Here is a 15,780-nt window from a genome sequence, read left to right on the forward strand (position 1 = left end):
TCAGGCTTTCAGGCCCAGCACGTCCTGCATGTCATACAGGCCATGGGATTTGTCTGCCAGGAAGTGCGCGGCGCGCAGCGCGCCGTGTGCATAGGTCACGCGGCTGCTGGATTTGTGGCTGATCTCGATGCGCTCGCCCGTGCCCAGGAACATCACGGTGTGGTCGCCCACGACATCGCCGCCGCGCACGGTGGCAAAGCCGATCGTCGACGGATCGCGCTCGCCCGTGACACCTTCGCGCCCGTACACGGCGCATTCCTTGAGGTCGCGGCCGATGGCGTCGGCAATCACTTCGCCCATCTTGAGCGCGGTGCCCGATGGTGCATCGACCTTGTGCCGGTGATGCGCTTCGACGATTTCGATGTCGTAGCCTTCGGCAAAACTTTTTGCCGCCATTTCGAGCAACTTGAGCGTGACGTTCACGCCCACACTCATGTTTGGAGCGACCACCAGGCCGACTTTCTCGGCAGCGGCGGCAATCTGCGCCTTGCCGGCGTCATCGAAACCGGTGGTGCCGATCACCATCTGCTTGCCGTTGGCGGCGCAGTACGCGAGGTGCGCCAGCGTGCCTTCGGGGCGGGTGAAGTCGATCAGCACGTCGGCATTGTGCAGGCCGTGCCTGATGCTGTCTTCGATCATTACGCCAGTGAGAAAGCCCCCGAAGGCGCCGGCATCCTGGCCGATGAACGGCGAACCGGGCATGTCGAGGGCGCCGGCCAGGCGGGCGTCGGGTGCGTACTGGATGGCTTCGATCAGCATGCGGCCCATGCGGCCGCTGGCGCCGGCTACGGCGATATTCAACATCGTCATGACAATCCTTACTGCTGGGTTGCCGGGGCGGTCACCGTGATCGGTGCGACCGGACGGCTTTCCGGCTTTTCTTTCTTGCTCGGCACCTTGGCGGGGCCGGCGATACGGTCGATGTAGTCGCGCTCGCTTGGCAGGTTGCCGCCTTCGAAGCGCTCGACCACGTCATCCTTGAAGAACACGGTCACGCGGCTGGTGGTCAGTTCGCCATTGCCACGGGCCAGGTAGAACGGGTAGTCCCAGCGGTCGGCGTGGAAGGCATCGAGCAGCAGAGGCGAACCGAGCAGGAAACGCACCTGATCGCGCGTCTGGCCGGCTTTCAGCTGGTTCAGCATCTCTTGCGAAACGAAGTTGCCTTGCTGGATGTCCGGACGGTAAGGCGAGAAGATCCACAGGAACTTTTGCAGGCGCGAGGCCTGCACGGTCTGCGCGCCGGCATTGGCGATGGCGGCCGATTTGTCGGCGTCGGCCGCGGTGGCTGCCGAGTCCGTTGCCACCGGTGGCGCCGGACGGGTCTGGTTGCGCCAGGATGCGCAGCCGGACAGCGTCAGCGTGCAGACGAGACCTGCCGCCAGCACCGCCTTGGCGGAAAATCGATGGGATACGGCTTGTTTGACGCGCATAGGTAACCTCAAATCGAGCGGGAGCTTTCAAAACGCTATATCATAAAGCACTCCGCCAATATGCGAGTAACAAACATGAGTAACAACCCGACCGACCTGAAGGCAAGCGGCCTGAAGGCCACGCTCCCGCGCCTGAAAATCCTGGAAATCTTCCAGAACAGCGCCGTGCGTCACCTGACTGCCGAAGATGTCTACAAGATTCTGTTGGCTGAAAACATGGACGTCGGCCTGGCTACCGTCTACCGCGTCCTGACGCAATTCGAGCAGGCTGGCCTGCTCAACCGTAACCACTTCGAAACCGGCAAGGCCATCTACGAACTCAATGCCGGCTCGCACCACGATCACCTCGTCTGCGTCACCTGCGGCCGGGTCGAAGAATTCTACGACGACGAAATCGAGCAGCGCCAGAAGATGATCGCCGAAACCCACGGCTACACGATCGTCGACCATGCGCTGGCGATCTACGGCAGTTGTCCGCAGTGCCAGGCGGCGCGCAAGGCAAGCTGAGTCATTTGCAGCCGACAAGGCTGGTCAATAAAAAGGGCGCACCGGATTTACCCGTGCGCCCTTTTTGCGTCTGGCAAAAGTAAAAAACCGTTAAGGCTGACTAAGCGCGTTCGACAGCAGCTTGGCAGTGATGTCGACGATGGGAATCACCCGCTCGTAGGCCATCCGCGTGGGGCCGATGACACCGAGGGTGCCGACGATGCGGCCATCGACGGCGTATGGCGCGGTGACCACACTCATCTCGTCCATCGGCACCAGATTCGATTCGCCGCCAATGAAGATCTGCACGCCACCGGCCTTGCTCGACATGTCGAGCAATTGCATCAGGCCGGTCTTTTGCTCGAACATCTCGAACATCTGGCGCAGCGAACTCATATTGGATGACAGGTCGGTCACCGACAGCAGGTTGCGCTCGCCGGAAATGACCACGTCGTCGCTCTCGGCCATGGCCTCGCTGCCAGCCTCGACGGCGGCATGCATCAGGCGTCCCATGTCGTCGCTCAGCTGGCGCAGCTCGCCACTGAGGCGTTGGCGCACGCCGTCGAACGATTGGCCGGCAAAGTTCTGGTTCAGGTAATTGGCCGACTGCGACAATTGCGCCGGCGTGTAGTCGACATCGGTCAGCAGCAGGCGGTTCTGCACATCACCACGGGGATCGACGATCACGAGCAGGATGCGCTTTTCGGACAGGCGCAAGAATTCGATCTGCTGGAACACCGATTCGCGGCGCGGGCTTTGCACCACACCGGCAAAATGCGACAGCGATGACAGCATCTGGGCCGCGTTGGCGATCAGTTTTTGCGGATGCTGCAGCGGCAGGCGCATGCGTTCGGCGCCAACCGTCGTTTCATCGAGCTGCTTGACGGTCAGCAGGGTATCGACAAACACGCGGTAGCCGCGCGGCGTCGGAATCCGGCCGGCCGAGGTGTGGGGACTGGCGACGAAGCCCATGTCCTCGAGGTCGGCCATGATGTTGCGGATCGTCGCGGGCGACAATTCCAGGCCCGACAGCTTGGACAACGCGCGCGAGCCGACCGGCTGGCCGTCGGCGATATAGCGTTCGACAAGCGCTTTGAGCAGGGTTTGGGCACGGTGATCGAGTTGCATGGTTCCGGGAGAGGTCTTTTTCTGTGGTGCTGGGATGAGAATTAAATTGGGGCGCGGCACGGCAGCGCAAGGGTTGCGGTCCGTCCCAGTGTTATACGCCCATCGGCGCGGATCCGTGTGGCAACTCGTGCGGTGGCTCCTGTGCCGGCTCATGCCCGGCATCCAGCCAGTCGAGCAGCGCATCGATGCTGTCTACCTCGACATCCGGCCGTACCTGATCAGCCAGCTCGTTGATCTTGCCGCTGCGGTTCATCCAGGCAGCGCGCAAGCCTGCCTGCTGGGCGCCCTGGACATCGAGCAGCAGGTCGTCGCCCACATACAGGGTGTCGGCCGGCAGCACACCCAGCGCTGCGCAGCCGGCCAGGAAAATTCCCGGATCCGGCTTGGCGGCGCCAAAGTCGCGCGCCGCCACCGATGCCTGGAACTGGTCCGCCAGGCCGATCATGGCCAGATCGGCCACGCCATTGGTGACTGAGCCCAGCAGCGCGCGCTGCCGGAGCCGCGCGAGACCTGGCGCCACGTCGTCATACAGCGTTACGGCATTGCGGGCGGCGATGAAAAGGACCATGGCCTCCTCCACCCGGGCCACATCCTCCCCGACCTCCTCGAACGCGGCGACCAGGCCGGCGTGGCGCAGCGCGCTCAGGTCGATCCCGTACTCGGGCTGGCGTGCCAGCAATTCCAGGCGTGCCTGGCGCAGACTGTCGATCGTGAACCGGTCGGCCACGCGCGGCGCATGCTGCTGCAGCCACGTATATAGAATGGTTTCGGCAGCCCGGATCACGGGCACGATCGGCCACAGGGTATCGTCGAGGTCGAACAGTATGGCTTTGGGCCAGGGATGGCGGGTCATCGGCTTCCAGGGAACGGGCATGAAAAAACGCTACGCCAGCATAGCGATGCATACGGCCAAAAGCAAACCGCACGGTCTGCACGTTGCCTATATGACATTGTGCTTACAACCTGATACACATGCAAATGGGACGCAAATGGACCGGTTGCCTAATAAATGAACTAAAATGTTGAGCGATTTTTTAATTCCAACCGCGCAGCCTGCGCTTTCCCGCTAGATTATTTGGAGAATATATGAAGAGTTCCTACCTGCGCGCAAGTGCAGCGCTGGCATGCGCGGTCCTGCTGACTGCTTGCGGTGGTGACGATGGCCAGTTGCTGCTGGGCGGCACGATTTCCGGCGTGACCAAGCCGGGTATGGTCGTCACCAACAACGGCGGCTCCGACTATGAAATTCCGGTGCCGACGAACGGCACGAGCTCGACCCAGTTCTTTTTCCCAACCCGGATTTCGTCCGACGACAAGTACGATGTGCGCGTCAAGAGCGTGCCGTCGAACGTCGAAATCAGTACTTGTAAATACCTTTATAACACCGGCCGCGCCGGCTTCGATGTCACTACCATTCAAATCGCTTGCGAATTCAAGACGCAGGCCCTTGGCGGCACGGTCAGCAATCTCAAGGGCCAGCTGATTTTGGTCAACGGCTCCGACCGTGTTACCGTTCCAGCCGGTGCAACAACCTTTGCCATGGCCCGCGTTGCACAAGATGCACCCTATGGCGTCTCGGTCCTGACCAATCCTGCCAACCAGAGCTGCACGGTCGCCAATGGCGTCGGCACCATGGGCTCGGCTGACGTGAACAACGTTACCGTCACGTGCGCACCTTAATTTTTTCTGGAGTCAAACGCATGAAGTCTTCCCTGATCCGCCCGGCGCTTGCACTGGCGCTGGCTGCAAGCCTGGCCGCCTGTGGCGGCAGCGACAAAGCCGAGTTCACTGTTGCCGGCTCAGTGACCGGCCTTGTCTATGATGGCCTGGTCCTGACCAATGCTGGCGTGCCCTTGAAAGTCGCACCGCCAACGACTGCTGGCGGACCAGTACGCTTCGCTTTCCCTGACAAGCTGGAATACGGCGACACCTATAATGTTCAGGTCGGTACGGACCCTGACCACCAGAACTGCGGGGCAGTCGCTCCGGCCGACGGCCTGTATGCCAACAACGCCGATACGGCGGGCCGCCTGAGAACGATCGACATCTCGATTAACTGCAACATCGACACGTACACCGTCGGCGGCACGATCACCGGCTTGACCGGCGCCGGCTTGGTACTGGCCAACGGCAGTACGGGTGGCACTTACTCTGCCGCGGCGCCAACAACGCCGCCATCCACGACCCCGATCACCTATGCCCTGCCTGTAGTGGCATTCGGTACGACGTATGGTGTCACTGTCACTAAGCAGCCAGCCGGTCAGGTATGTACCGTCGCCAACCCGACCGGCATCATGGGTGACGCTGAGGTAAAAAACGTCAACGTCACGTGCGTCGCTGCATAGCCCTTTTGAAGAGTTATACGTAATTCTTATGTCGAGTATGCGAAAGGAAAATTGGACTTATATGCTGTAACGCAGCATACTGATTCTGTCTCCTCCAACTCTCCTCAGAAAAGAATTGGATTTCGGCCCGCTCTTGTAGCGGGCCTTTTTTTTGACTGTCTCTCTTCGCCCTATTAAAACGATAGGGTGAGCACGCAACCATAAAAAAAGCGCCTTTGCAGGCGCTTTGATCTGGGACATGCTGGCCGGACGGCCACAGCAACTAGGTCTGGCTCGGCAGATTGGCCAGCGCCACATACTGCGCCAGGCTCACGGCTTCTGGCCGCACGCTCGGATCGATGCCCGCTTCCACCAGCTGCGCCTCGGTGAACATCCCCGCCACGCAGTTGCGAATGACCTTGCGCCGCTGCGAGAACGCCTTGGCCACCACGGCTTCGAGGCGCTTGCCGTCGCACGGCAGCTGCTGCTTGACCGGCACCATGCGCACGATCGCCGATTCGACCTGCGGCGGCGGATCGAACGCGGTGGGCGGCACGATGAACATCAGCGACATGTCATAACGCCATTGCAGCATCACCGACAGGCGGCCGTAGGTCTTGCTGCCCGGCTCGGCCACCATGCGCTCGACCACTTCTTTTTGCAGCATGAAATGCTGGTCTTCGATCAGGTGCGCGAAGTCCGCCAGGTGGAACAGCAGCGGGCTCGAAATGTTGTACGGCAAATTGCCCACCACGCGCAGCTTCTGGCCTTCAGCCACCGGGATCGCGCCAAAGTCGAACTTCAGCGCGTCACCCGAATGCACGGTCAGGCGCTCGCGCGGATAGGCTTTTTCCAGGCGCGTGACCAGATCACGGTCGAGCTCGACGACGTGCATGTGGTCCAGCTGCTTGAGCAGCAGCGCCGTCATCGCGGCCAGGCCCGGTCCGATTTCCACCATGGTCTCGCCCTTGCGTGGTGCGATGGCGTCGATGATGTCAGAGAGGACTTGCTTGTCGGTCAGGAAATTCTGGCCGAAGCGCTTGCGTGCTACGTGTTTCATGGATGCTTTCTTGATTATTTGATGCCGGCCGCGCGCTGCGCCAGCACCATGTGCATGGCGGCGCGGATCGCTTCGATCATGCTGCCGCAATCGGCCAGACCGAGGCCCTGCGCGGCCAGGTCGAGTGCGGTGCCATGGTCGACCGAGGTGCGGATCAACGGCAGGCCAAGCGTGACATTGATGCCGCGCCCGAAGGTTGCATGCTTGAGCACCGGCAGACCCTGGTCGTGGTACATCGCCAGCACACAGTCGGCGTCTTTCAGGTACTTAGGCTGGAACAGCGTGTCGGCCGGATACGGGCCGCGCGCGTCGATGCCGCGCGCACGCGCAGCCTCGAGCACCGGCGTGATGACGTCGATTTCTTCGCGGCCCAGGTAACCGTTCTCGCCCGCGTGCGGGTTCAGGCCGGTAACCAGGATGACGGGCGCGGCGATGCCGAACTTGGTGGTCAGATCGGCGTGCAGGATATCGAGTACCTGGGTCAGGTTCTCGCGCGTGAGCGCGCCCGGGACATCCTTCAGCGGCAGATGGGTGGTGGCCAGCGCGACGCGCAGGTACGGCTGATCGCCGCCTGGTGCACCCGCCAGCATCATCACCACTTTCGGCGTGCCGGTCTTCTCGGCCAGGTATTCGGTGTGGCCGGAAAATGCAACGCCGGCATCGTTGATCGTGCTTTTCTGCAGCGGCGCGGTGACGATGCCGTCGAACCAGCCCCGCTCGCAGCCTTCGATCGCCAGGTCGAGCGTGGCCAGCACGGCGCGGCCGTTCTCGGGATCGAGCCGGCCCGGCACCACGTGGGCGTCGAGCGGCACGTCGATGACTGCCAGCCGCGCGGCGCCGAAGTGCGGCAGGCCGCCGTTGCGCAGCGCCTGGGTCGACAAGGCGGCCAGGCGGATGTCAGGGTCGATCAGGCTGGCCGTGAGCGCCAGGAAGGCGGCGTCGCCCACCAGCACGCAGTTGGCCTCATCGCGCAGGGCCCAGGCGGCGCGGATCGCGATCTCGGGGCCGATGCCTGCTGGCTCGCCAACCGTGATCGCCAGAATTGGGCGAACTGCGGGCCGTTGGTGCGCCAGCGGGCGCGCAGGCGCCTGCGGCGCGACCATTGCTTACTGCTCCTCGCGGAATTCGACGTAGGCGCGGTCACGCACCTGGCGCATCCAGTCTTCCATCGCTTCCTGCATTTTGCGGTCGCGCAGGACCTGGCGTGCCACGTTGCGCTCTTTCTGCTGCGTCACGTCTTCGCTCTTGCGCTCGACGACCTGGATCAGGTGGAAGCCGAACGGCGACTGCACGATGTCGGACGTATCACCCGGCTTGAGGGCATTCATCGCGGTCTCGAATTCCGGCACGGTGTCGCCCGGATACAGCCAGCCCAGATCGCCGCCCTTGGTGGCCGAACCGTCCTGCGAGTACTGGCGCGCCAGCTCTTCGAAGGTGCCGGCATTGTTGGCCATCTTCTCCTTGATTTCCAGCAGCTTGCGCTTGACTTCACCCTCGGTCATGGTCGGCGTGACCTTGAGCAGGATGTGGCGCGCGCGGGTCTGCTCGACGACAGCCTTGTCGGCCTCGCTGGCCAGCGAACGCTTGCCGGCCAGTTTCAGGATGTGAAAGCCGACGTTGGTCTTCAGGATCGGCGTGACCTGGCCGGCTTCCAGCTTGCGCAGCTCGGTCGAGAAATTCGGCGGCAGGCGATCGGCATCGCGCCAGCCGATGTCGCCGCCCTTGAGCGCGTCCGGGGCGTCGGAATAGGTCGAGGCCATGCGCGCGAAATCGGCGCCGGTGCGCAGCTGGCGCATCACTTCTTCGGCGCGCGCGGCGCGGGCAGCGATCTGCTCGGGCGATGCGTTCTCGGGCACACGCACCAGGATCTGGGCGATGTTGACTTCGATGCGGTCGGCAGCGGCGGCCTTGGCGGCAGCCATATAGGTGTCGATCTCGGCTTCCGAGACTTGCACCTTGCTGTCGACTTCGTGCTCGCGCAGGCGCTGCATCATGATTTCGTTACGGATGTCTTCGCGGAAGCGCGAGAAGGGCATGCCTTCTTTTTCCATCTGGTTGCGCATGTCCTGCACCGACAGCTTCTGGTTCTCGGCGATGCGGCCGATCGTTGCGTCCAGCGTACGGTCGTCGACCTTGACGCCCATCTCCTTGGCCAGCTGCAGCTGGGCGCGCTCGACGATCATCGCCTCGAGCACCTGGCGTTCCATCGTGGCGGTGTCAGGCATCTGGGCATTACGCGCCTTCATGTTTGCCGTCACCTGGACCATGCGGCCGGCCACTTCGTTGCGCGTGATGACTTCATCGTTGACGACAACCTGGATCGAGTCGACCACCTTGGCATTGGCCGAGGCAGGTGGCAGGAAGCCCGAGCTGGCGGCCGGCGTAGCGGCGGCTGGCGCGGTCGCTGCCGGCGTCTTGGCGGCCGGCGTACCGGCAGCAGGTGCTGCGGCCTGGGCCAGCGCCTGACCGGCGCTGATCGCGCACAGCAGCGCGGCTGCCAACTGGAGAGACTGCAAACGGGTAGTACGCATCATCTGGAAAGCACTCATTTGAGGATTGTTCACGTCAGGTTGGACGACGAAGTATGGACACCGAGTCTGAATTCTGACTTAGGGGCGGCCAATGCCGGCATTCAGTCGCGTATAGCCCGGGACGCTCTTGTTGAACGACTCGAGCGGATTGCCCAGGCCCAGGCGCGACAAGCCATTGAGCTCGAGCTGGAAGAAGATCGGCGTCGACGTGGTCTGTGCGGCAGTCACGAAACGCTGCGCACCCATCCGGAACACCCAGCAATCGGCCTGGTATTCGAGACCGATCAGGCTCTCGATCAGCTTGCTGCCGGCGGACGGATTGACTGCCTGCCCCACACCATACGAACGCAGCGCATAGCTGACCCGGCCCACGCCATACCAGCGTCGCGAGATCGGATACTGCGCCGACAGGTCGATATTGCGGAAGCTGTCACGCTGATAACGATACTCTGCATTGACCGCCTTCATCTTCCCAGGACGCCACTGCACGCTCACGTTCGAGCTGTACAGACTACTTCCGGCCGCATCGTATTGTACGCCGCTATCGAAGGTCCAGGACTCGGAAATGGTGCCGCCGGCGGCCAGCAGCAGATCGTACCGGCTTTGCTGCGCCGCTTCGCCCGCGATGCGCACGCGCGGCTCTTCGAAGTACAGGCGCTGGCCGATGGCCAGGCGCAAGCGTTCGGCGCCGTCTTCCTGAATGAAGCGCGAGACCAGCGCCGCAGTCAGCTGGTTGGCATCGGACACGCGGTCCAGGCCGACGTAGCGGTTCTCGGAAAACAGCTGGGCGTAATTGAAGCCCGAGCGGCCCGTGTCGAACAGCGGGACATCGTCCTGGTTCTCGTACGGCGTGTACACATAGAACAGGCGCGGCTCGAGCGTCTGTGTGGTGGACTTGCCGAACAGCGAAGCATCGCGCTCGAACACCATGCCGCTGTCGAACGACACCGTCGGAATCGTGCGCGTTAGCTTGGTCGGCTTGCCCGGGCGCATCTCGTGGTCGTCGAGATCGTACTGGGCCGCGTTATACATCAGCTTGGGCGTGACGAACCAGCCCGGGCGCACGATCGGGTAGCTGACCTGGCCCTGGACCACGGCGCGCGAACCGCCCACGGCGGTGGGGTGCGCAAAACGGGTCGCCTCGGCGTCCACCGCCCAGTCGAAGCCTGCCACATCGTAGCGCGCGGAGCGGAAGTTAATCTGCGGCAGGCGGTCGTATGGCCGCGGCACCGTCAGGCTGGGATTGGTGGCGGCCGCCGGGTCTTGCAGCACCTGGTAATTCTGGGCGCGCGCGGACAGGCTCCAGTACTGGCCCGAGTAATCGGTGCGCAGTTCGCGCAGGAGCTGGCGCTCGGCGCTGGCGGCGACGGTGCGCGAAAAGTCGGACGGGTATTCATCGTCCGATGCGCCATGCAGGTTCCAGCCGTACGACCAGTTCGGTTTGATCGCGCCGTTGTGCAGCGAGTCGGCGCGCCAGCGCGTGGTGCCCGTCTGGCGGTCGTCCGGCAGCACTTCGACGTGGGTCTCGCCACTGTAGGTGCTGCCCAGATAGCGCCCGGTCGCACCGAGCTGGAAGCCGCGGTCGAACATCATGCGCGGGTACAGCGTCAGGTCGCGGTTCGGCGCAATGTTGACGTAGTACGGCACCATGACTTCGGCCTTGCCCTGCGAACCGAAACCGACAGTTGGCGGCAGCCAGCCCGAACGGCGCTGGCCCGACAGCGAGAACGACATTGCCGGCGTGCCGAGGATCGGCACATCCTTGAAGTAGATGACCGTCTTGCCGGCGGTGCCGACGTCGCGGCCCTTGTCCAGGCGCAGCGTGCTCGACTTCAGATACCAGTCGGGGTCTGGCCCTTCGCAGGTGCTGTAGGTACCGTCGCGTACGACGGCCTGCTGCTCACCCAGAAAGTCGATCCGGCTCGCCTGGCCCTGGCCATTGTTCGCCGCCATGAAATAGGTCGGGTTGAGCAGGTAGCCCTTGCCGGTTTCAAGGTTCAGCTGCAGCTCGTCGCCTTTATAGCGATCGCCGAAGCGCCACATGTCGACGTTGCCGGAGGCCGTGACCTGGTCTTCGACGATCAGGTAGCAGGCCGTATCGGCGGTCATGCCGGTCTGGCCACGCGTGATCTCGACGTTACGGGAGAGATCGAGCCGGCGGTCGGGCCGGCCGGCGATATCCTCGGCCTTGACGGTGACGGGAAGTTCGTCTTCGGCCTGGACCGTTGGTGCGGGGGCGGTGACGTTGACGGTGGCGGGCGTCTGGGCGAACGCAGGCATCGCAGTGACCGAAGCCATTGCATACAGTGCGAGCACGTGTCGTGGTGGGAATGGTTGGGCCGAGGACCAGCTCATGGAAAATCGCAGCTCATGGAGAATCGACGTGCGCCATAAAGGGCGGTTTTTTTGGGATGAATCCCTTATTATAGGGGAATTAGTTCAACCAACCGGATTCATCAGGCTGCTTCATGTCATCTTTGTCTCAAAACCTTCCCGCCTCCGCCGACGCAGTGCCCGATACCCGGCTGTCGCAACTGAACGCATGGCTGGCCACGACCGGCCTGGTCGACGTCGCATCGGGCCGCCGCGCCTCCGTTGACGCCAGTTTCCGGCGCTACTTCCGCTACGACGTCGTCGCCGACATGCAGGCCAGGCTGGGCGCGACGCTGGTCGCGATGGACGCTCCACCCGAGCGCGAGAACGTGCCGGCCTTCGTCCATGTACAGGGCTTGCTGCTGGAAGCTGGCGTGAGCGTGCCGGCCATCGCCGCGCGCAACATCGAACAGGGTTTCCTGCTGCTGTCCGACCTGGGCAACACCACTTACCTGTCGCGCCTGTCGATTGACAACGCTGCCTTCATGTATTCGGACGCCGTCGACGCGCTGCTCAAGTTCCAGATGGCCAGCCAGCCGGACGTGCTGCCCGAGTTCGACCGCGCCTTTGTAATGCGCGAACTGGGCATCTTCCCCGAGTGGTACCTGGGCAAACACCTGGGCGTGACGCTCGACGACAAACAGCAGGCGCAGCTCGACAAGGTATTCGAAGCGATTACCGCCAACGTGCTGGCGCAGCAGCAGGTGTTCATGCACCGCGATTTCCACTCGCGCAACCTGATGTTCCTCGACCAGCACAACCCGGGCGTGATCGACTTCCAGGATGCCGTGTATGGCCCGGTCACGTACGATCTGGCATCGCTCCTGCGCGACGCCTACATCCAGTGGGACGAAGACATGGTGCTCGACTGGGTGGTGCGCTACTGGCAAAGCGCCAAAAGCGTCGGCCTGCCGGTCAATCCCGACATCGACGCGTTCTACCGCGACTTCGAATTCATGGCCCTGCAGCGCCACCTGAAAATCCTCGGCATCTTCTGCCGCCTGAACTACCGCGACAACAAGGCCCACTACATGGGCGACCTGCCGACGGTGCTCGACTACGTGCGCAAGACCGCCAACCGCTACAACGAACTCAAGCCGCTGCTGCGCCTGCTCGACGCAGTCGACGACAAGCCGCAACAGTTCGGCTACACCTTCTAAGGCAACCATCATGAAAGCGATGATTTTTGCCGCCGGCCGCGGCGAGCGCATGCGGCCACTGACCGACACCTGCCCGAAGCCCCTGCTCAAGGTGCGCGGCCGGCCCCTGATCACCTGGCATGTACTGAACCTGGTGCGCGCCGGGATCGTCGACATCGTCATCAACCACTCGCACCTTGGTCACATGATCGAGGCCGAGCTGGGCGACGGCAGCCGCTACGGCGCGCGCATCGTCTACTCGCACGAACCGAGCCCGCTCGAGACGGCCGGCGGCGTGGCCAATGCGCTGCACCTGCTGGGGGATGAACCCTTCCTGGCCGTGTCGGGCGACATCTATGCGCCCTACTTCGACTTTACCGAGGCGCTCGATGCGCTCAAGGACAAGGATGCGGTCGGCCAGGTCTACCCGGTCGACCAGCGCGACATCGCCTGGCTGTGGCTCACGCCAAACCCCTGGCACAACCCCGAGGGCGACTTTGCAGTCGACATGTACACGCTGCGTAACGAGGGTGACATCAAGTTCAATTTCGCCGGCATCGGCGTCTACCGGCCCGAGATGTTCGACGGCATCCGCGCGGGCGAATTCGTCAAGTTCGGCCCCCTGATGCGCCAGTACATCGAGCAGGGTCGCATCGGTGGCGAGGTGTATCACGGCCAGTGGGTCAATGTCGGCACCGTCGGCCAGCTCGAAGAATTGAACGCGCCGCTGCGGCCGGCCAAGTCGGCGCCATGATCTCGGCCGGCGCCGTGCATGCGGATCGGCGCGCACGCGTGCTGGCGCAGATGCCGCCGGGCGCGGTTGCGGTGCTGGGCACGGCGCCCGAGGTGATGCGCAATGGCGACAGCCCGTATCCATACCGGCACGACAGCTACTTTTATTACCTGAGCGGCTTCGCCGAGCCTGACAGCTTCATCGTGCTGGTGGCAGCGCTCGATGCGCGCGCTGCCCGCGCGATCCTGTTCTGCCGCGCGAAAGACCCTGACCATGAAATCTGGGATGGCTTTCGCTACGGGCCCGATGCGGCGCGCACGGCGTTCGGGTTCGACGAGGCGTATCCGGTCGACGAACTCGATCACCGCATGGTGGGCATGCTGTCGAATGCACCGGCGCTGTACTACGCGCCGGGCCACAGCGCAGCGCTCGATGCGCAGATCACCGGTTGGCTGAAGGGCGTGCGCGCGCTGGGCCGCACGGGCGTAACAGCGCCGGCGACGACGCACAACTTGCTGGTGCTGCTGGACGAGATGCGGCTGTTGAAGGACGCGCACGAAGTGGACCTGATGGCGCGCGCCGGCGCCATCTCGGCTGGGGCGCATGCGCGCGCGATGCGCGCTACGCGACCCGACATGATCGAGTACGAGATCGAGGCCGAACTGCTGCACGAGTTCCGCCGCAACGGGGCGCAGGCGCCGGCGTATTCGTCGATTGTCGCATCGGGCCCGAATGCCTGCGTGCTGCACTATATTGCCAACGGCCGCCGTATTCTGGATGGCGAGCTGGTACTGATCGACGCCGGCTGCGAAGTCGATGGCTACGCGGGCGACATCACGCGCACCTATCCGGCCAACGGCCGCTTCACGGCGCCGCAGCGCACGCTGTACGAACTGGTGCTGCGCGCCCAGGCGGCGGCGCTGGCGGCCGTCCGGCCCGGGCAACCGTACAGCGGCATCCACGAGGCGGCAGTGCGGGTGCTGACCGAAGGCATGCTGGACCTGGGCCTGCTCGATCAACGCAAGGTCGGCTCGGTCGATGACGCGATCGACACACGCGCATTCGCCCAGTTCTACATGCACGGCACCGGCCACTGGCTGGGGATGGACGTGCACGATGTGGGCGTGTACCGCGATCTGGCGCTGCCCGAGAAACCATCGCGCGCGCTGCAGCCGGGCATGGCGCTGACGGTGGAGCCGGGCATCTATGTGCGGCCGGCCGACGGCGTGCCCGAACAATACTGGAATATCGGCATCCGGATCGAGGACGATGTCGTCGTCACCGGGACGGGCGCGCGCATCCTGACGGACGGCGTACCGAAAGACGTGGCGGAGATTGAAGCATGGATGAAGGCAGCACGATGACGAACCAAACTTACGACGTCGATGTGGCGATCTGCGGCGCGGGGCCGGTGGGCCTGGCGCTGGCGGCTTTCCTGGTCCGGCGCGGCATTGCCGGGGCGCGCATCGCGCTCATCGACGGCAAGTCGCTGGGCCAGGCGATTTCGGATCCGCGCTCGATCGCGCTGTCGTGGGGCAGCGCGCAACTGCTGCAAGAGGTGGGCGCGTGGCCGCTGGCCGCCACGCCGATCCACGAGATCCACGTCTCGCGCCGCGGCCAGCTGGGCCGCAGCCTGATGCAGCGCGAAGACCACGACGTGCCGGCGCTGGGCTATGTGACGCGCTATGGCGCCGTCGTCGATGCGCTGGCAAAGGTGGGCGAGCAGGCCGGCGTATTGACGCTGCGCCCGGCGCGCGTAACGTCGCTCGATGAACAGCCGGATGCGGCGCTGTTGCACCTGGACGATGGCAGCACGGTGCGTGCACGGGTGGCGGTGCAGGCCGAAGGCGGCCTGTTTGGCGCGCAGGACCAGCGCGCCCGCAGCCGCGATTACGAACAGAGCGCCGTCATCGCGCGCGTGACGACCGCGCTGCCAATCGCGCACCGCGCGTTCGAACGCTTCACCGACGAAGGCCCGCTGGCACTGCTGCCCGAAGACGGCGCCGATGGCCACCAGTACGCGCTGGTCTGGTGCATGCGCCCGGAGCGAGCGCAAGCAATCCTGGCGCTGGATGACGCACGCTTCCTGACGCAGCTGGGCGAGGCCTTCGGCGCCCGCCTGGGCGCTTTTACAAAGGTATCGCCGCGCAGCGCGTTCCCGCTCGGCCTGAACGCCGAAGCACGTGCCACGGCGCGCACGGTCGCCATCGGCAATGCCGCGCAAACGCTGCACCCGGTGGCCGGCCAGGGCCTGAACCTGGGCCTGCGCGACGCCGCCGTGCTGGCACGCCAGCTGGCGCGCGGAACGGACGCCGAAGCCATCGCCCGCTTCACAGAAGACCGCGCAGGCGACCGCCGCACGACCATCGGCCTGACCGACACGATGGCGCGCGCCTTCACGATCCCCGGCCCGCTGCAACCGCTGCTCGGCCTGGGCCTGGCCGCCCTCGACCTGACCCGCCCCGCCCGCACGCTGCTGGCCGACCTGATGATGTTCGGCCGCCGCTAACCCGGAGCAATTACCCAACAATTGGGGTCAGAGTCGAATTGTTTGACAACGTTTTGTTAAATGGCCG

The 15,780-nt window shown here is 64.0% G+C and carries 16 protein-coding genes; 8 read left to right on the plus strand and 8 right to left on the minus strand.

Translation table 11 applies throughout. The features are described 5' to 3' along the window. A complete protein-coding gene (dapB, locus tag AC56LY_RS18070) occupies positions 1-810 on the minus strand; it encodes a 4-hydroxy-tetrahydrodipicolinate reductase (RefSeq protein WP_499581752.1) in 810 nt (269 codons plus the stop codon). An 8-nt stretch (positions 811-818) separates the two neighbouring features. Beyond that, positions 819-1,430 carry an outer membrane protein assembly factor BamE gene (locus tag AC56LY_RS18075; RefSeq protein WP_229424818.1) on the minus strand — a complete coding sequence of 204 codons (612 nt, stop codon included), beginning with the start codon at positions 1,428-1,430 and terminating at the stop codon, positions 819-821. A 75-nt stretch (positions 1,431-1,505) separates the two neighbouring features. Here AC56LY_RS18075 and fur point away from each other — a divergent pair, with 75 nt between their 5' ends. Then, entirely contained in the window at positions 1,506-1,937 is a 432-nt protein-coding gene (gene fur, locus AC56LY_RS18080) for a ferric iron uptake transcriptional regulator (protein WP_183556044.1), read from the plus strand. 90 nt (positions 1,938-2,027) lie between these two features. On the opposite strand, the gene hrcA is transcribed toward fur, so the two are convergent. After that, the gene (hrcA, locus tag AC56LY_RS18085; protein WP_499581755.1) at positions 2,028-3,044 is read right to left on the minus strand and encodes a heat-inducible transcriptional repressor HrcA; all 1,017 of its coding nucleotides are present in this window, start codon (positions 3,042-3,044) and stop codon (positions 2,028-2,030) included. A 91-nt stretch (positions 3,045-3,135) separates the two neighbouring features. Further along, positions 3,136-3,897 (minus strand): HAD family hydrolase, encoded by a 762-nt coding sequence (locus AC56LY_RS18090; RefSeq protein ID WP_499581757.1) that lies wholly within the window; start codon positions 3,895-3,897, stop codon positions 3,136-3,138. A 19-nt stretch (positions 3,898-3,916) separates the two neighbouring features. Between AC56LY_RS18090 and AC56LY_RS18095 the strand changes: the two genes are divergently transcribed. The 3 genes from AC56LY_RS18095 (at position 3,917) to AC56LY_RS18105 (ending at position 5,389) form a co-directional block, all read left to right on the plus strand. Further along, on the plus strand, positions 3,917-4,057 hold the full coding sequence (locus AC56LY_RS18095; RefSeq protein ID WP_499581759.1) for a hypothetical protein: 141 nt from the start codon (positions 3,917-3,919) through the stop codon (positions 4,055-4,057). A gap of 73 nt (positions 4,058-4,130) precedes the next feature. After that, positions 4,131-4,724: a hypothetical protein gene (locus AC56LY_RS18100; RefSeq protein WP_499581761.1), complete on the plus strand. Its 594-nt coding sequence runs from the start codon at positions 4,131-4,133 to the stop codon at positions 4,722-4,724. 20 nt (positions 4,725-4,744) lie between these two features. Then, a complete protein-coding gene (locus AC56LY_RS18105) occupies positions 4,745-5,389 on the plus strand; it encodes a hypothetical protein (RefSeq protein WP_499581763.1) in 645 nt (214 codons plus the stop codon). 262 nt (positions 5,390-5,651) lie between these two features. Here AC56LY_RS18105 and rsmA read toward each other — a convergent pair whose 3' ends face one another. The 4 genes from rsmA to AC56LY_RS18125 all read right to left on the minus strand — a co-directional run bounded on the left by rsmA (position 5,652) and on the right by AC56LY_RS18125 (position 11,257). Then, positions 5,652-6,428, minus strand: a complete 777-nt coding sequence (rsmA, locus tag AC56LY_RS18110) for a 16S rRNA (adenine(1518)-N(6)/adenine(1519)-N(6))-dimethyltransferase RsmA (RefSeq protein ID WP_499581765.1) — start codon at positions 6,426-6,428, stop codon at positions 5,652-5,654. Between the two features lie 14 nt (positions 6,429-6,442). Beyond that, entirely contained in the window at positions 6,443-7,531 is a 1,089-nt protein-coding gene (gene pdxA / locus AC56LY_RS18115; RefSeq protein WP_499581767.1) for a 4-hydroxythreonine-4-phosphate dehydrogenase PdxA, read from the minus strand. A gap of 3 nt (positions 7,532-7,534) precedes the next feature. Further along, positions 7,535-8,962, minus strand: coding sequence for a peptidylprolyl isomerase (locus AC56LY_RS18120; RefSeq protein ID WP_499581769.1), 1,428 nt, complete (start codon positions 8,960-8,962; stop codon positions 7,535-7,537). A gap of 75 nt (positions 8,963-9,037) precedes the next feature. Beyond that, positions 9,038-11,257, minus strand: coding sequence for an LPS-assembly protein LptD (locus AC56LY_RS18125; RefSeq protein ID WP_499581771.1), 2,220 nt, complete (start codon positions 11,255-11,257; stop codon positions 9,038-9,040). A gap of 170 nt (positions 11,258-11,427) precedes the next feature. Between AC56LY_RS18125 and AC56LY_RS18130 the strand changes: the two genes are divergently transcribed. Genes AC56LY_RS18130 through AC56LY_RS18145 form a run of 4 tightly spaced genes read left to right on the plus strand, consistent with a single transcriptional unit; the run spans position 11,428 to position 15,713 of the window. After that, the gene (locus AC56LY_RS18130) at positions 11,428-12,492 is read left to right on the plus strand and encodes an aminoglycoside phosphotransferase family protein (RefSeq protein WP_499581773.1); all 1,065 of its coding nucleotides are present in this window, start codon (positions 11,428-11,430) and stop codon (positions 12,490-12,492) included. A 10-nt stretch (positions 12,493-12,502) separates the two neighbouring features. Beyond that, positions 12,503-13,225, plus strand: a complete 723-nt coding sequence (murU, locus tag AC56LY_RS18135) for an N-acetylmuramate alpha-1-phosphate uridylyltransferase MurU (protein ID WP_482896468.1) — start codon at positions 12,503-12,505, stop codon at positions 13,223-13,225. Beyond that, positions 13,222-14,568: a Xaa-Pro aminopeptidase gene (gene pepP, locus AC56LY_RS18140; protein ID WP_499581776.1), complete on the plus strand. Its 1,347-nt coding sequence runs from the start codon at positions 13,222-13,224 to the stop codon at positions 14,566-14,568. Before murU ends, pepP begins: the two co-directional genes overlap by 4 nt. Continuing rightward, positions 14,565-15,713, plus strand: coding sequence for an FAD-dependent monooxygenase (locus AC56LY_RS18145; protein WP_499581778.1), 1,149 nt, complete (start codon positions 14,565-14,567; stop codon positions 15,711-15,713). Before pepP ends, AC56LY_RS18145 begins: the two co-directional genes overlap by 4 nt. Positions 15,714-15,780 lie beyond the last annotated feature (67 nt).

The organism is Telluria sp. ZT3P25, assembly GCF_059685895.1.

Excerpts from the sequence above, each read along its gene's own strand:
- dapB (WP_499581752.1), bottom strand. The coding sequence starts at position 810 with ATGACGATGTTGAATATCGCCGTAGCCGGCGCCAGCGGCCGCATGGGC.
- AC56LY_RS18075 (WP_229424818.1), bottom strand. The coding sequence starts at position 1,430 with ATGCGCGTCAAACAAGCCGTATCCCATCGATTTTCCGCCAAGGCGGTG.
- fur (WP_183556044.1), top strand. The coding sequence starts at position 1,506 with ATGAGTAACAACCCGACCGACCTGAAGGCAAGCGGCCTGAAGGCCACG.
- hrcA (WP_499581755.1), bottom strand. The coding sequence starts at position 3,044 with ATGCAACTCGATCACCGTGCCCAAACCCTGCTCAAAGCGCTTGTCGAA.
- AC56LY_RS18090 (WP_499581757.1), bottom strand. The coding sequence starts at position 3,897 with ATGACCCGCCATCCCTGGCCCAAAGCCATACTGTTCGACCTCGACGAT.
- AC56LY_RS18095 (WP_499581759.1), top strand. The coding sequence starts at position 3,917 with ATGAAAAAACGCTACGCCAGCATAGCGATGCATACGGCCAAAAGCAAA.
- AC56LY_RS18100 (WP_499581761.1), top strand. The coding sequence starts at position 4,131 with ATGAAGAGTTCCTACCTGCGCGCAAGTGCAGCGCTGGCATGCGCGGTC.
- AC56LY_RS18105 (WP_499581763.1), top strand. The coding sequence starts at position 4,745 with ATGAAGTCTTCCCTGATCCGCCCGGCGCTTGCACTGGCGCTGGCTGCA.
- rsmA (WP_499581765.1), bottom strand. The coding sequence starts at position 6,428 with ATGAAACACGTAGCACGCAAGCGCTTCGGCCAGAATTTCCTGACCGAC.
- pdxA (WP_499581767.1), bottom strand. The coding sequence starts at position 7,531 with ATGGTCGCGCCGCAGGCGCCTGCGCGCCCGCTGGCGCACCAACGGCCC.
- AC56LY_RS18120 (WP_499581769.1), bottom strand. The coding sequence starts at position 8,962 with ATGATGCGTACTACCCGTTTGCAGTCTCTCCAGTTGGCAGCCGCGCTG.
- AC56LY_RS18125 (WP_499581771.1), bottom strand. The coding sequence starts at position 11,257 with ATGGCTTCGGTCACTGCGATGCCTGCGTTCGCCCAGACGCCCGCCACC.
- AC56LY_RS18130 (WP_499581773.1), top strand. The coding sequence starts at position 11,428 with ATGTCATCTTTGTCTCAAAACCTTCCCGCCTCCGCCGACGCAGTGCCC.
- murU (WP_482896468.1), top strand. The coding sequence starts at position 12,503 with ATGAAAGCGATGATTTTTGCCGCCGGCCGCGGCGAGCGCATGCGGCCA.
- pepP (WP_499581776.1), top strand. The coding sequence starts at position 13,222 with ATGATCTCGGCCGGCGCCGTGCATGCGGATCGGCGCGCACGCGTGCTG.
- AC56LY_RS18145 (WP_499581778.1), top strand. The coding sequence starts at position 14,565 with ATGACGAACCAAACTTACGACGTCGATGTGGCGATCTGCGGCGCGGGG.